The 14,905-nt window shown below is 40.1% G+C and carries 15 protein-coding genes and 1 tRNA gene; 7 read left to right on the top strand and 9 right to left on the bottom strand.

What is annotated here, in order from left to right; all coding sequences use genetic code 11:
• Positions 1–3: 3 nt before the first annotated feature.
• Together PVK70_RS05840 and PVK70_RS05835 are read right to left on the bottom strand one after the other, a co-directional pair.
• Complete coding sequence (locus tag PVK70_RS05840; RefSeq protein ID WP_130047162.1) at positions 4–1,548, bottom strand: long-chain-fatty-acid--CoA ligase; 1,545 nt, start codon at positions 1,546–1,548, stop codon at positions 4–6.
• A 142-nt stretch (positions 1,549–1,690) separates the two neighbouring features.
• Positions 1,691–2,290, bottom strand: a complete 600-nt coding sequence (locus PVK70_RS05835) for a porin family protein (protein WP_130047161.1) — start codon at positions 2,288–2,290, stop codon at positions 1,691–1,693.
• Positions 2,291–2,474: 184 nt separating this feature from the next.
• Between PVK70_RS05835 and PVK70_RS05830 the strand changes: the two genes are divergently transcribed.
• Entirely contained in the window at positions 2,475–2,624 is a 150-nt protein-coding gene (locus PVK70_RS05830) for a hypothetical protein (protein WP_130047160.1), read from the top strand.
• A 49-nt stretch (positions 2,625–2,673) separates the two neighbouring features.
• Here PVK70_RS05830 and PVK70_RS05825 read toward each other — a convergent pair.
• From PVK70_RS05825 to rpsU, 5 genes are all read right to left on the bottom strand, one after another.
• Positions 2,674–2,749 (bottom strand) — tRNA-Ile (locus tag PVK70_RS05825).
• Positions 2,750–2,901: 152 nt separating this feature from the next.
• Complete coding sequence (gene rpoD, locus PVK70_RS05820) at positions 2,902–4,743, bottom strand: RNA polymerase sigma factor RpoD (protein WP_242504742.1); 1,842 nt, start codon at positions 4,741–4,743, stop codon at positions 2,902–2,904.
• Positions 4,744–4,842: 99 nt separating this feature from the next.
• Positions 4,843–6,621: a DNA primase gene (gene dnaG / locus PVK70_RS05815; RefSeq protein ID WP_130047159.1), complete on the bottom strand. Its 1,779-nt coding sequence runs from the start codon at positions 6,619–6,621 to the stop codon at positions 4,843–4,845.
• Positions 6,622–6,696: 75 nt separating this feature from the next.
• Positions 6,697–7,140 (bottom strand): GatB/YqeY domain-containing protein, encoded by a 444-nt coding sequence (locus PVK70_RS05810; RefSeq protein ID WP_130047158.1) that lies wholly within the window; start codon positions 7,138–7,140, stop codon positions 6,697–6,699.
• A 31-nt stretch (positions 7,141–7,171) separates the two neighbouring features.
• Positions 7,172–7,387 (bottom strand): 30S ribosomal protein S21, encoded by a 216-nt coding sequence (rpsU, locus tag PVK70_RS05805; protein WP_130043925.1) that lies wholly within the window; start codon positions 7,385–7,387, stop codon positions 7,172–7,174.
• Positions 7,388–7,614: 227 nt separating this feature from the next.
• Between rpsU and tsaD the strand changes: the two genes are divergently transcribed.
• Positions 7,615–8,634, top strand: a complete 1,020-nt coding sequence (gene tsaD / locus PVK70_RS05800; protein ID WP_130047157.1) for a tRNA (adenosine(37)-N6)-threonylcarbamoyltransferase complex transferase subunit TsaD — start codon at positions 7,615–7,617, stop codon at positions 8,632–8,634.
• A gap of 49 nt (positions 8,635–8,683) precedes the next feature.
• On the opposite strand, the gene plsY is transcribed toward tsaD, so the two are convergent.
• Positions 8,684–9,280, bottom strand: coding sequence for a glycerol-3-phosphate 1-O-acyltransferase PlsY (plsY, locus tag PVK70_RS05795; RefSeq protein WP_130043927.1), 597 nt, complete (start codon positions 9,278–9,280; stop codon positions 8,684–8,686).
• Positions 9,281–9,425: 145 nt separating this feature from the next.
• Between plsY and folB the strand changes: the two genes are divergently transcribed.
• The 3 genes from folB to PVK70_RS05780 are packed head-to-tail and all read left to right on the top strand — an operon-like array spanning position 9,426 to position 11,077.
• Complete coding sequence (gene folB / locus PVK70_RS05790; RefSeq protein ID WP_130047156.1) at positions 9,426–9,779, top strand: bifunctional dihydroneopterin aldolase/7,8-dihydroneopterin epimerase; 354 nt, start codon at positions 9,426–9,428, stop codon at positions 9,777–9,779.
• Positions 9,776–10,264 carry a 2-amino-4-hydroxy-6-hydroxymethyldihydropteridine diphosphokinase gene (gene folK, locus PVK70_RS05785; RefSeq protein WP_130043929.1) on the top strand — a complete coding sequence of 163 codons (489 nt, stop codon included), beginning with the start codon at positions 9,776–9,778 and terminating at the stop codon, positions 10,262–10,264. The genes folB and folK overlap by 4 nt, the downstream gene beginning before the upstream one ends.
• A gap of 9 nt (positions 10,265–10,273) precedes the next feature.
• Positions 10,274–11,077 carry an undecaprenyl-diphosphate phosphatase gene (locus tag PVK70_RS05780; RefSeq protein WP_130047155.1) on the top strand — a complete coding sequence of 268 codons (804 nt, stop codon included), beginning with the start codon at positions 10,274–10,276 and terminating at the stop codon, positions 11,075–11,077.
• A 123-nt stretch (positions 11,078–11,200) separates the two neighbouring features.
• Here PVK70_RS05780 and PVK70_RS05775 read toward each other — a convergent pair whose 3' ends face one another.
• Entirely contained in the window at positions 11,201–12,424 is a 1,224-nt protein-coding gene (locus PVK70_RS05775; protein ID WP_130047154.1) for a multifunctional CCA addition/repair protein, read from the bottom strand.
• 138 nt (positions 12,425–12,562) lie between these two features.
• Between PVK70_RS05775 and PVK70_RS05770 the strand changes: the two genes are divergently transcribed.
• Together PVK70_RS05770 and PVK70_RS05765 are read left to right on the top strand one after the other, a co-directional pair.
• Positions 12,563–14,113: an ExeA family protein gene (locus PVK70_RS05770; protein WP_130043932.1), complete on the top strand. Its 1,551-nt coding sequence runs from the start codon at positions 12,563–12,565 to the stop codon at positions 14,111–14,113.
• 1 nt (position 14,114) lies between these two features.
• Positions 14,115–14,819 carry a general secretion pathway protein GspB gene (locus PVK70_RS05765; RefSeq protein ID WP_130047153.1) on the top strand — a complete coding sequence of 235 codons (705 nt, stop codon included), beginning with the start codon at positions 14,115–14,117 and terminating at the stop codon, positions 14,817–14,819.
• The last annotated feature ends 86 nt before the right edge of the window (positions 14,820–14,905 follow it).

The following is a 14,905-nucleotide window of genomic DNA, read 5'->3' as shown; positions in this document are numbered from 1 at the left end:
TGCTTATTTCAGCATTCTTTTTAAGATTTTTCCTGTCGCTGTCATTGGCAGAGCTTCAACAATATCAAGATGTTTAGGACATTTATAATCAGCTAGCTGTTCTTTACTCCACTTGATTAACTCTTTTTCTGAAATAGAGTGACCCTCTTTTAAAATCACAAATGCTTTAACCTCTTCGCCAAAACGAGGATGCTCAACACCAATCACAGCAACAAGGTGAACTGAAGGGTGCTTCATATATACTTCTTCTACTTCTCTTGGGTAAATATTGTAGCCACCGCTAATAATTAATTCTTTTAAACGGTCAACGACATAGATATAGCCTTCATCATCGAAGCGAACAATATCACCGGTATGAAGCCAGCCATCTACGATTGTTTTCGCTGTTTCTTGTGGTTTTTTGTAATAACCTTTCATTACATTATGGCCACGGATAACTAATTCACCTTCTTGGCCTGTTGGAACTTCATGGCCATTTTTATCGACTACTTTCATCGTTACACCAGGTAATGGTTGTCCAATACTTCCCGGCTTACGTTCAAACTCTAGATGATTAAATGCAGCAACAGGTGAGGATTCTGATAAACCGTAACCTTCAATAACAGGTACTTGTAGCTTCTCTTCAAATTGTTTCAATATTTCTACAGGCATAGAGGCGCCACCTGAGATTGCCACCTTCAGAGTTTGTGCTATTTCTTTAAGATAAGCACCTGGGTGTTTTTCTGCATAAGCTAATAGACCGATAAACATGGTTGGAACACCTGCTAAGTGTGTCACCTTATGTTCATGTATCTGTTGAATAACTGTCTTTGGTACAAAGCGAGGAATAAGAACTAAAGCGCTACCAGCAAGGATGGAGGTGTTCATTATCAGTGATTGACCAAAAGTATGAAAAAGAGGAAGTATAGCAATACTAACATCAGTGCCCTTTTGGTTGGTTAATGCTTGGCAAGCCTGTGCATTACATAACATATTACTTTGGCTTAATTCCGCCCCTTTTGCTGCACCGGTTGTTCCTGATGTGTATAGAATTACACAACTGTCTTCTGCAGAACGATATACCGTTTCAAAGGTTTTTCTGCCTGTTTCTAACCATTGATTAAAAGAGTGCGCAGCTGTCGGTTTTTGAGAGTTTGGTGTGGTTTCGATAAGGATAAAGTGTTCACAAAAATCGGCTTTTGTGTAGCCTTCATAACCAAATTGGCCGATAGGCATTGCGTCAGAACCTTGATATGAAATCAGAGCTACGGCATCGGAGTCTTTTAAATGGTAAGCAACTTCATCACCTTTTAGCATGACATTTAAAGGAACGACAACAGCGCCTATTTTTTGAATCGCATAATAGGCAATAACGAATTCTGGCGTATTAGGGCAAGAGAGGGCGATTTTTTCATTTGGTTTAATATTTAACTGACTTAGATGATCCGCAATGGCGTTCACTTTTTGATTTAATTCTTGATAAGTAATTTTCTGATCTTGAAGGATTAAAGCGATATTGTTTGGACGAAAAGTGGCGTTGCGCTCAAGATTATTGGCTAAATTGTACATAGTTAACCTTTATTGTTATTAGTTAATATTGAATGTCTGGAAGTGTATATCAAGAAAGAAATAAAAGCAGAGAGGAAAAAACATTTTATTCGTTTATTAAGAATAAGAGCAAAGGTTGAGATACCAATGCTCCATTTTGTGACTAAAACTTATAAGAAGCACCAAGATATAAAGAGTCTAAGGCATAGAGATTGGTCTCTGAGTAATACCCATTCGTTGACTCATATTCAACCGCATACATATCCATTTCATAAGCTGCTCGAATTTGAACGCCGCCTAATGCTTTTGGTGTGTATTCAACACCAAATCCAAACTTAAAGGCCGCTCCGTTATCGTCGGTTAATTGATCTTCAGTTTGATTTAAATCTAAACTCGACATACCAACTAAGCCAAAAGGCCTAAGACCATTATTAAAGGTATATCCTAAGTTTGCAGCTAAGGAAATAGACGTTGGTTTCATTGAATAACGACCCATTTTCGCTTTGGCTGTACCATAGTCAGTATACGTTCCTTCAATACCTACTATTTTATTGAATTGATAGCCTAAATAAATTTTTGTTGAGTTGCCATCAGCTTCTGCAGAGAGAAGGTTATTATTATTGTCATTCCAAGAGTCCTCTTCTGAATAACCAAATGTTCCGAAACCTGCCCCAACATAAAATCCGCTAACCTTAGGTTGATCGTTAGCAAGAGCATAGAAAGAGGTGCTAGAGATAAGAAGGGGTAAAAGTAGTCGTTTCATTGATGGCTCCATGATCAAAGTAATTATCAATCATTATAGGTAGCTTTATTGAATATCCCAATTATTAATGCTTTTTTGTGAGCTATTGATAGTGCAATTGGTTCTTTGATAGTGCTATTTGCTATTTTTCATTGAGCGAGAGATCTTGAATAATAGTATTCGAATAATTTCTAGGATGGAGTATATGAATAAAAAAGGATTATTAGCGATTGTTATTGCATTGATTATTGCAGCCGTATGTACTTCAGGGTTGATGAGAGCAGCAATAGAATTATCTATATTTTTACTCTTGGTGGGCTATTTATTAATCATCAAGAAAAAGAAGATAAATTAAAAAAGCAAAAAGGCTGATAAGTAAAAATACTTATCAGCCTTTTCTAATTTGGTGGCCCCTCCCAGATTTGAACTGGGGACCGAACGATTATGAGTCGTGCGCTCTAACCACTGAGCTAAGGGGCCGTTGTAGGTGGTGATTATAGGGGAAGATGAAAACAGTGTCTAGACATAAGGCGTCTGCTTTTTAATCACTTGATTGAAAATATGCATCCAGATCGAAAAAAGGTGAGCCTAAGCCCACCTTTTTGATTCTATTAGCAAATAATTATGTTTAATTATTCGTCTAAGAAGCTACGTAATACTTCTGAACGACTTGGGTGACGTAATTTACGTAATGCCTTAGCTTCGATTTGACGAATACGCTCACGCGTTACATCGAACTGCTTACCTACTTCTTCAAGAGTATGGTCGGTATTCATATCGATACCAAAACGCATACGAAGTACTTTTGCTTCACGAGGAGTTAGGCCTGCAAGAACGTCGTTAGTTGCAAATTTCAAGCTTGTTGAAGTTGCAGAATCAACTGGAAGTTCAAGGGTGTTATCCTCGATGAAATCACCTAGGTGCGAATCTTCATCGTCACCGATTGGTGTTTCCATTGAAATTGGCTCTTTAGCGATCTTCAGAACCTTACGGATCTTGTCTTCAGGCATTTGCATGCGCTCTGCAAGTTCTTCTGGTAATGGTTCACGGCCCATTTCTTGTAGCATTTGACGCGAGATACGGTTCAGCTTATTGATCGTTTCGATCATATGAACTGGAATACGGATCGTACGTGCTTGGTCAGCGATTGAACGAGTGATCGCTTGACGGATCCACCATGTTGCATAAGTAGAGAACTTGTAACCACGACGGTATTCAAATTTATCTACTGCCTTCATTAGACCAATATTACCCTCTTGGATAAGATCTAGGAACTGAAGACCACGGTTCGTGTATTTCTTAGCAATAGAGATAACAAGACGTAAGTTTGCTTCAACCATTTCTTTTTTCGCACGGCGAGCTTTAGCTTCACCGATAGACATGCGACGGCTGATGTCTTTGATGTTCTCTACAGGTAAACCTGTTTCTTTTTCGATGCTGTCGAGTTTAGAGATTGAACGACGAATGTCTTCTTCGTAACGCTTTAAACGCTCAACGTATGGCTTGTCTGAAGCCATGATCTCATCAAACCATTCAATCGATGATTCGTTACCAGAGAAAAGTGAAATGAATGATTTTTTAGGCATTTTGCCGTATTCCACACACATACGCATAACTAAGCGCTCTTGTGTACGAACACGATCCATGCTGCCACGCATTTCTTTTACTAGGTAATCAAATTGTTTAGGGATCAGCTTGAATTCACGGAATACGTCAGTAAGCTCGCCAATCGCTTCGCGTGCTTTTGCGTTATCACGGCCATGCTCTTCAAAAGCAAGCTGCATATTGTGATAAGAAGTACGAAGCTCTGTAAATTTCTCCAAAGCAAGCTCTGGGTCAATACCTACATCTTCTTCTTCTTCGTCTTCAGTTTCTTCACCATCATCATCTTCATCGTCTAGATCAGATTCACTCAGTTCTGAGCCGATGTGTGTTGCTGTTGGTGCTGCAGAACCATCATCATTTGGATCAACAAAACCAGAAATGATATCAGTAAGACGAATCTCTTCAGCTTGAACTTTATCAAATTGTTCTAATAGGTATGAAATAGCGCCTGGGAATTCAGCAACAGAGCACTGAACTTCATTGATGCCTTCTTCAATACGCTTGGCGATGTCGATTTCGCCTTCACGAGTAAGAAGTTCAACGGTACCCATTTCACGCATGTACATACGAACCGGATCCGTTGTACGGCCAATTTCACTTTCTACACTTGATAGTGCGGCTGCAGCGGCTTCTGCTGCATCTTCATCAGTTACGGCATCATCATCATTTAATGACATATCATCAGCATCAGGTGCGGTTTCTACCACTTTGATGCCCATGTCATTGATCATTTGGATAATATCTTCAACCTGCTCAGAATCTACAATTTCTTCTGGTAGGTGATCGTTAACTTCTGCGTAGGTCAGATAGCCTTGTTCCTTGCCTTTGATTACAAGTAATTTTAGCTGTGACTGCGGATTTTGATCCATAGACGGTATCCTACTTCTGGTCTGTGTGAAGGAATTAGTATGCGAAATGCAAACCACTAATAATAACAAATTTTTTCATTAATGACGACAATTTAGGTTCTATGCTTTTAATTCTAGCATTAAGGCTAGCAGCTCCCTTTTTTCTTCGACTGATAAGCCAAGTGTTCTTTCTTTCGTCTGTAAACTTTCAATTTGTTGATTGATGCACTGGGCTAAAACGCTGTCCAGTGAATCCATAAATACATCTTGTATGTTATCTTGGTCTATTGGGAGTTCCCATGCTGCCAAGCGTGATAATAGTTTTTCATTTTTATCACTACGCCAATGTTCTAATAACCGGCCTGTGGTGATATGGGGGTTATGTCGACAATTTTCAAGTAGCTGAAGAAATAAACTTAATCCAGGCAGTGGAATATCTTTCACACTGTCTAGATCTGGCACCAGTAAGGCCAACTCTGGATTTTGTAATAGCAGAGTAATAACTTCACGCATGGCGGTACGTTTTATTTCTGGTTGCACAAAACGCTTTGGTTCATTTTGTTGTTGTGATGCTGACTTATTTAATTCATATAGAAAGCGATCTATTTGATCATGGCTCCAGCCCACTTTTAAGCTTAGCTCATCCCAGAGATAAGTTTTTAAAGATGGATCTTTAACTTGATTAAGTAAGGGCGCAGCTAGCGTCACAACGTGGCGTTTACCTTCTCGACTGCTGCTATCAACAACTCTTTCTAAAATATCTCTTAATAAAAAATCAGGTAGAGAAAGAGCTCGTGCCATTTCAATCTCTAATTGTTCTTTACCATATTTTCTTACATATGAGTCAGGGTCTTCACCTTCAGGTAAAAACATAACTTTTAAGGTTTTATTTCCATTTAAGTATGCCAAGGCGTTTTCTAATGCACCACGAGCGGCTTTTCGGCCCGCTCTATCTCCATCATAACAACAAACAACGGTGCTTGTTTGACGGAAAAGAAGTTGCATGTGATCGCCAGTAGTTGCAGTACCTAGAGAGGCGACCGCATAATCCACCCCAAATTGGGCTAATGCAACCACATCCATATAGCCTTCGACAACAAGGGCTTGTGGTAAATCTTTATAAGCTTGCAGTGCTTCGTATAAACCATAAAGCTCTTTGCCTTTATGGAAAATAGGTGTTTCAGGTGAATTTAAATATTTGGGAGTGCCTTCACCAATTACTCGCCCACCAAAACCAATTACGCGACCTCGGCGATCTCGAATTGGAAACATAACTCGACCACGGAAGCGGTCATAACGGCGGCCATTATCGCTTTCAATTAACATCCCACCACTGACTAAAGCATCTTGTGACGCTTTATCTCGGCCGAAGTTTTTCTTCACCAATTCCCATTCATCAGCAATATAGCCGATACCAAACTTCTGTACTATTTCACCAGAAAGTCCACGATCTTTTAGATAATTAATGGCATGAATATTAGCGGCGGATTTTAATTGGGAGCAATAAAACTGACTGATACCGCCCATTAAATCGTAGAGGCTACGTTTTTGTTCAGTACTGGCTGTTGGGCCTGAAGGGGCATTAAATCCACTGCGTTGTTCGCGAGGAACATCAAGACCCAGCATAGAAGCAAGTTCTTCGATGGCTTCAACAAACTCTAAGCGGTCAAACTCCATAAGGAAGTCAATTGCGTTGCCGTGAACACCACAACCGAAGCAGTGATAGAATTGTTTTTCTTGGCTAACAGAGAAAGAAGGGGATTTTTCATTATGGAATGGACAGCATGCGCCGTAGTTTTTCCCTTGTTTTTTCAGTTTTACTCTTGCGTCAATAATATCGACAATGTCGTGTCGATTTAAAAGCTCATCAATAAAACTGCGAGGGATATGTCCAGCCATTTTTCTTTTCCTGTAGATACAAACAAGCCGTGCATATCTAAAGATAGCACGGCTTGCTTTATAAATAGAGTATTATTAAGCCAGTTTAGAACGAACTAATTGGCTTACTTTACCCATGTCAGCGCGGCCTTGGATTTGAGGTTTTAACACGCCCATCACCTTGCCCATATCTTGCATTCCTTCAGCACCTGATTCTGCAATTGCTTTGTCTAATAACTCGGCAACTTCTTCATCGGTAAGTGCTTGTGGCATGAAATCTTCAAGCACTGTAATTTCAGCACTTTCTTTTTCAGCAAGATCATCACGACCAGCGGCAGAGAACTGCGATACTGAATCACGACGTTGTTTAACCATCTTAGTTAAAACAGCGATAATATCATCGTCAGACAAAGTTGTATGACCATCGATTTCACGTTGTTTTATTTCAGATAAAGCTAAACGAATAGTGCCAAGGCGTAATTTATCCTTGGCTTTCATCGCTAACTTTTGCTCGTCTTTGAGTTGTTCAATTAGAGCCATAACTTAATCCTAATTAAATTTAGGTAAGTTATTAGTACAGGCGAACGCGACGTGCGTTTTCGCGAGACAGCTTCTTAGCGTGACGCTTTTGAGCTGCTGCTTTAGCGCGTTTACGTACTGTAGTAGGTTTTTCGTAATGCTCACGACGGCGAACTTCAGAAAGAACCCCTGCTTTTTCGCAAGAGCGTTTGAAACGACGTAGTGCAACGTCGAACGGTTCGTTTTCACGTACTTTAACTACTGGCATATGCCTTTCACCTCAGGTGTTAGTCAATTCGCTGGTAGTTATAATTAACCAGCTATTATTCAAATTGGTGCCGAATTTTAATCCGATCAAGACGTTTTGTAAAGTACTCTTGATTAAGAATTGAGTAATTTCTTTGTTTATTTTGTCTTCTCTAGCGATCAGGTCGCTTGAGGTCGTGTAATGATGAAGGTAGTATGGCGATAAATTAACAGGTAACTGAGAAAAATATGCGAATTTTAGGCATTGAAACCTCGTGTGATGAAACGGGTATTGCGATTTATGATGATGAAAAAGGGCTATTAGCTCATCAACTGTATAGCCAAGTAAAACTGCACGCAGATTATGGTGGTGTCGTACCTGAATTGGCCTCTCGTGACCATGTTAAAAAGACGATCCCTTTGATTCAAGCGGCATTAAATGATGCAGGTCTGACTAAAGATGACATCGATGGTATTGCATATACTGCTGGTCCTGGGCTTGTTGGTGCATTATTAGTTGGCTCTACGATTGGTCGAAGCATTGCATATGCGTGGGATGTTCCAGCGATTCCTGTTCACCACATGGAAGGTCATTTACTTGCACCAATGCTTGAAGATGTACCACCGGAATTCCCATTTGTTGCTTTGCTTGTGTCTGGTGGTCACACCATGATGGTTGAAGTAAAGGGCATTGGTGAATATCAAATTTTAGGTGAATCTGTGGATGATGCTGCTGGTGAAGCGTTTGATAAAACAGCTAAATTAATGGGGCTAGATTACCCTGGCGGACCGTTATTATCAAAACTGGCTGAGAGCGGCACAAAAGGACGCTTTAAGTTTCCTCGTCCTATGACAGATCGTCCAGGTTTGGATTTTAGCTTCTCTGGTTTGAAAACATTTGCTGCGAATACGATTCGTGCGAATGATGATGATTTACAAACTCGTGCTGATATTGCATTTGCTTTCCAAGAAGCGGTTGTTGATACATTAGCAATTAAATGTCGTCGTGCATTAAAACAAACGGGCATGAAACGTTTAGTAATGGCTGGTGGTGTAAGTGCGAATAAATACTTACGTCAAGAGCTTGAAGTGATGATGAAAAAAATTGGTGGAGAGGTGTTCTACCCTAGAACTGAATTTTGTACCGATAATGGTGCGATGATCGCTTATGCGGGTATGCAACGTCTGAAGAATGGTGAAACAACGGATTTGGCGGTTCAAGCTAAACCTCGTTGGCCAATAGATCAGTTAGAGCCAATTAAAAAATAAGATGATCCATTTAGATCATAAAAGATCGTTATCTATATAAAGGGGCTAATTAGTCCCTTTTTCTTTGCCAAATTTTCTTTTCTTCACCGGCAAAGAAGCGGCGTATATTTTCATGATGCTTGAGAACGATTAAGCAAGAAAGCATAGCAACAGGTAGCGTGTATTGAGGTTTTACAAACCAAGTGAATAAAGGGGCAAGTAACGCGGTAAGCATCGAGGCTAAAGAAGAGTAGCCAGTGACTAATATCGTAATAACCCAACTACCAAATAACATTCCTGTTAAATCCAACCCAATTGGAGCAAGTGCGCCAAGGGCCGTTGCGACTCCCTTTCCCCCTTTAAAATGAAAAAATAACGGATACATGTGACCTAAGCAGGCCGAAATAGCAATGATGCCTAATAGAAGAGGGTTAATCTCAAGAAAGTAGCCTCCCCAAACCGGTAGCATACCTTTTAATATATCACAGAGAAGAACCAAACCAGCGGCACCTTTACCACCGAGACGATAGACATTGGTCGCGCCAGGGTTATGAGAACCGTATTTTCTAGGGTCAGGTAACCCTTTCAATCGACAAATTAAAACCGCACTAGAGATCGATCCTAGCAGATAGGCGATGATGATCATAATTAGTGCAAGAGGGGTCATGAATGAGCCTTTATTTAAGTGATCAGGAGCGAACAAAAACCATTTTTATAGTATATTGCTGAACATATCGAGCAAGGTAATATCAATATTACGTTGTTTTTCTTTTGATGGGTATCCGACCTCTTAATAAAAAGTGTGATCAAAGATGGATTTAGTATTTATAAAACAGCTTGAAGTTATTACAACCATTGGCGTTTATGAATGGGAACAAGGCATTAAACAAAAGCTTGTATTAGATATTGATATGGCTCATGACAATAAACCTGCAGCAGCATCTGATGATGTTCAACATTGTTTAAACTACGCAGAAGTGAGTGAGGCGGTGACGGCTCATATTCAAAACGGTCGCTTCTTATTAGTTGAGCGTGTTGCAGAGGAGATCGCAGATCTTATTATGACGCGTTTTTCAGTGCCTTGGCTTCGCATTCATCTATCTAAGCCTGGCGCTGTAGTTAATGCACACAGTGTTGGGGTTGTGATTGAGCGAGGAAGCAAATGATCACAACTTATATTGGTATTGGCTCCAATATTTCTCCTGAAAAAAATGTAAAAATAGCCATTGATGAATTACATCAACTTGGTGAAGTAACAAAAGTGTCAACGGTATATGAAGCTGAGCCTGTGGGTTTTTCTGGTCATAATTTTTTCAATTTAGTCGTTGAGCTAAAGGTGAATCACTCACTGGGTGAACTTGGCGCTCTATTGCGTGCGATTGAAATTAAATGGGGCAGAGAAGTCAATGCGAAGAAGAACCAAGATCGAACATTAGATCTAGATATTCTTTTGTACGGTGATTTGGTTTCAGAGTCGGATCCCAAATTACCTCGAGAGGATCTGTTTAAGTTTGCCTTTGCTATTTTACCAATGGTAGAACTGAATCCAGATCTGATTATCCCAAGTACACAACGTACCATCAGTGAAATTTGGGCTGAATTCCCTTATTCTCAATCACTAAAACCAGCTTTATTAAACTTAACATTCTAATGGACTATCATGACATATTTTGAAGCATTTTTTCTTGCGTTGTTGCAAGGATTTACTGAGTTTTTACCTATCTCGAGCTCCGCTCATCTTATTCTTCCTTCCGCTGTTCTTGGGTGGCCAGATCAAGGGTTAGCCTTTGATGTTGCTGTTCATGTGGGTACTTTAGCGGCGGTGATTATTTATTTTAGAAAAGAGGTAGTGAGCTTATTAACTGCTTGGGTTGGCTCTATGGTTAAAAAAGAGCACAACAAAGAATCTAAATTAGCTTGGTTAATCATTTTATCGACTATTCCGGCTGCACTTTGTGGTCTGTTGTTTAAAGATTTTATCGAAGTGTATTTACGTAGTGCGTGGGTTATTGCAACCACAACGATTGTATTTGGCCTTTTACTTTGGTGGGTTGATAAAAACTCAGAGTTAGTTAAAGACGAGTATGAAATGACGTGGAAAAAAGCGTTATTTTTAGGTATTGCTCAAGCGATGGCGATGATCCCTGGAACCTCTCGTTCAGGCATTACTATTACTGCTGCTCTTTATTTAGGCTTTACTCGTGAAGCGGCTGCGCGTTTTTCATTCTTAATGTCGATCCCAATCATTACTCTTGCCGGATCTTATCTTGGTCTTAAATTGGCGATGAGTGATATCTCTATTAATTTTGGTCTATTAAGTACCGGTGTGGTGGTTTCTTTTATCAGTGCTTACATTTGTATTCACTTTTTCTTGAAGCTGATTTCAAGCATGGGAATGACGCCGTTTGTTATCTACCGTTTGTTGTTAGGTGCCGGCTTGTTTGCTTGGTTAAGTTTCGCTTAAAAGCAGGATTCAGATCGGTCGCAAGCTCCCTTAAAGGGTTCAGAGGTGATCGCGGTGATAGAATAAATTACCGCGATTGACTCTGAATTCTGCTAGCGAAGCGATCTGAACTCTACTTGGTCTTTAATTAATTCTTAATGCTGACTTCACCGCTTCAATTCGTCTTTTACTCAACTCATCCCTAATCTCTGGTCCTTTAAATCCTGCCGCAACCACTTCTTTTACTTCCACATTTTTTGCCGCTTCAAACGCCATTTCAAAACGCGCTTTTTGTGGGTAAGGTTCTGACTCTAGTCCTAACCGTCCCGCGTGATCAGCTTGGCAACAAAGTAAAATAGGTTCTAAGCGCTCAGGCTTACGCCATACATCCATTTTATCGAGTATTTTAATAAAGGTTTGAGCACGAAGCTCAGAAGCTCGATGGATATTGGTGTGATGCTCACAAACCAGTAACGCTAAATCTCGATATTCATTGGGAACCCGAACACGATTGCATAGTTGCTTAATGATTTTAATACCAGTATGGCAATGCATTTTATGGCTTGGCCATTCTGACTCTGGCGTAATGCCTTTACCTAAGTCGTGGACTTGAGCTGCAAAACGAGTTGGTAAGTCTTGGCTTAGTAATGTGGCTTGTTGAGCCACCATTAATGTATGAACACCCGTATCAATTTCTGGATGCCATTTTTCAGGTTGAGGCACACCGAACAATGCATTCAACTCAGGTAATACAACCGCTAGAGCACCACATTCTTTTAGTACGGAAAGAAAGACCTCAGGGTGTTGGCTCGATAGTGACTTCTCCCACTCTTGCCATACACGTTCTGGAGTCAGGTGAGATAACTCTCCACTCTCTACCAAGGTTTTCATTAAGGTCATGGTTTCTGGTACGACAGTAAAACCGAGAGAATGAAAGCGAGCAGCAAATCGAGCGACACGTAATACCCGCAGTGGGTCTTCGACAAACGCGTCAGATACGTGGCGTAATAAACGATTATTTAAATCATCTTGTCCATTGTAAGGATCGATGAGCTCACCATTATCGGCTTTAGCAATCGCATTAATAGTAAGGTCGCGGCGCAGTAAATCTTCTTCTAACGTAACATCGGGTTCCGCGTAACAAGTAAATCCTTTATACCCTTGACCACTTTTACGTTCTGTTCTTGCTAGGGCATATTCTTCTTTGGTTTTGGGATGAAGAAAGACAGGAAAGTCTTGGCCAACCGCTTGATAGCCAAGTGAACCCATTTCGTTTGGTGTAGAGCCAACAACAACCCAGTCTTTATCTTTTACCTCAATATTGAGAAGTGAATCTCGAACTGCGCCACCAACTAAATAAATTTCCACGTTTTGCCCTACTCGCTACCAAGATAAAGAGAACTTTCTTTACTTTCTTAGTTCCAATGATACCGTGCAATCATAGCTTTTCGACTTTTATTCTCTATTTATTCTTAGAATTATCCTGATAGGACACATTGCATTTTTATGTACCAAGATTTTTTTGGCTTTAATGAGCTTCCATTTTCAATGACGCCTAATGCGCGTTTTCTCTATTTGAGTGAACGCCATAAAGAAGCGCTGAATTATTTATTGTCTGGGTTAGGGCAAGGTGGTGGGTTTGCATTATTAACAGGAGAGGTAGGTACGGGTAAAACAACCGTATCGCGTGCATTATTTTCTCAATTAGATAGCAATGTACATCTTGCCTTAATTTTAAATCCGATGTTCAGTGCCCAAGAGTTATTAGAGGCAATTTGTGATGAATTTAAGATTAGCTATTCTGAAAATGCACCGTTAAAGCAATTAACAGACCGTATTGTTCACTTTCTTAAAACAGAGCGTGAGAATGGTTTTCAAACTATTGTTGCTATTGATGAAGCGCAGCATTTGGGTCCTGATGTTTTAGAACAGCTGCGCTTATTAACCAACTTTGAAACCGACAGTGATAAGTTATTAAAAGTATTATTGATTGGCCAGCCAGAGTTACAACAAAAATTGCAGCAAGCAAACTTACGTCAACTCGCTCAACGTATTACGGCACGATACCATTTATTGCCTTTAACACAGAAAGAGATTGAGTCTTATATAAAGCATCGTCTGAGCATTGCTGAAGGGGAGTTATCCTTATTCTCTGCCTCGGCGATAAAGACGATTGTTCGTCGTTCAAATGGCATACCTCGTATCGTTAACTTATTGTGTGATAAAGCGCTATGGATTAGCTACCAAAAAGGAACACAGAGGGTTGATCATCAAGCCGTTGAGGAAGCGTGTAAACTGGTACTTGATTGGCAAGTAGAGACGCAAAGTGTAGCGCCTACGACACCACAGTTATGGTTCCCTTCGCTCATTGCCATAGGTGTATCTTTATTATTGAGTATTGGCAGCTATCGCTTCCTACCTCAATATTTAGAAGCTAATTATCCAATAGTTAAACCGATTATTGAGAAACCATTAGACGGTTTTTCTTCGCAATCCAGTGCTTTTCAAACCTTACTATCGGTTTGGGGATATTCGGTAACTGAGTTTCAAGCGAATTGCACTAATGCCAAAAGAGCGCAATTATATTGTGTGGAGAGCAATGGTACGTTGACTGATTTATTGGCACTAAATCGCCCTGCACTGGTTTGGTTACAACAAACTTCTGGAGAGGGGTTGTTGGCTATCCTTTACCGCGTAAACTCAAAGGGAGCTGAATTATTATTACCTTCTAAGAGGATAAAAGTATCACATCAATGGTTTGAGCAACATTGGAATGGCGCGTATACACAGCTTTGGAAAAAACCGATTATTACTGAGAGAGCAATGAAACTAGGTGATCAAGGAGACGCTATTTTAGCATTAAATCGCTTACTTTCTTTTGCGCTAGAGCAGCCAATCAATAGCTCTGATTTATTTAGCAAAGAGACTGAACAACAAGTGAAAGAATTCCAAGAAATTTTTGATCTTAAGACGGATGGTATCGTTGGTTCGAGTACACAAATGTGGCTTGATACCATTGTGAATGTTGATGCTCCTTTATTACAAGGAGGTGAATAATATGACACTATCTCGTTTATCATGGAAATCATTATCGGCGATTGTGGTATTACCTCCATTAGCGGTATCAGCATATATTGCCTTTCCTTATTATCAAGCCAGCCAGCAGGAAACCCCTTTACCTGAGTTGTCATATACGCAATTGGATTTCCCAAGCATTACGACCAATAAGTTACCCATACGTGCTCAAGAGTTAGCGTTACAGCGATCATCACAGAGTGATAAAACTGACGCTGATGCTATCACAGTAATACCAAGCAATACTTCGGTTACTCAACCCCAAAGCAATAGGGCTGAAGTGAAAAAACAAATTGAAGACACTGCTTCATCACTAGATATCAATAAGCTCGATTTATCAGGGTTATCACCAGAGTTGGCTGCACGGTTTGAATCAGTTTTGAATGATCCCTCTGAGTATGACGATCATGAGGCTATTGAGGATGAGCCATTAGAAAGTAACGGTTATCTTGAGTTAGATAAAAATGGTTCACAACTTTCAGGGCGTTTGCCTCCTCTTAATTTCCAAACTCATAATTACACCTCTAAGCCGAGTCGTCGGTGGGTAAAGGTTAATGGTCAAGAGGTTAATATTGGTGGCAGTATTACTCCTTCAATCACGTTACTAGAGATTAACCCTAGGGATGTTGTGATTGAGTTTAAAGGACAGAAAATCGAAGTTCCTGCTCTGTATGAATGGAAAGGGTAATCAAACTCAGTGGTTATTCGAACAGATATAAAAAAGCTCAGGAAATCCTGAGCTTTTTTGAATTGATTATTTCTTAATGGACTTAG

It is taken from the genome of Aliivibrio sp. A6 (genome assembly GCF_028765505.1).
GTDB classification, from domain to species: Bacteria; Pseudomonadota; Gammaproteobacteria; order Enterobacterales; family Vibrionaceae; genus Aliivibrio; species Aliivibrio finisterrensis_A.
Note: the sequence above shows the minus strand (reverse complement) of the source record. Positions and strands in the feature narration are given on the sequence as shown.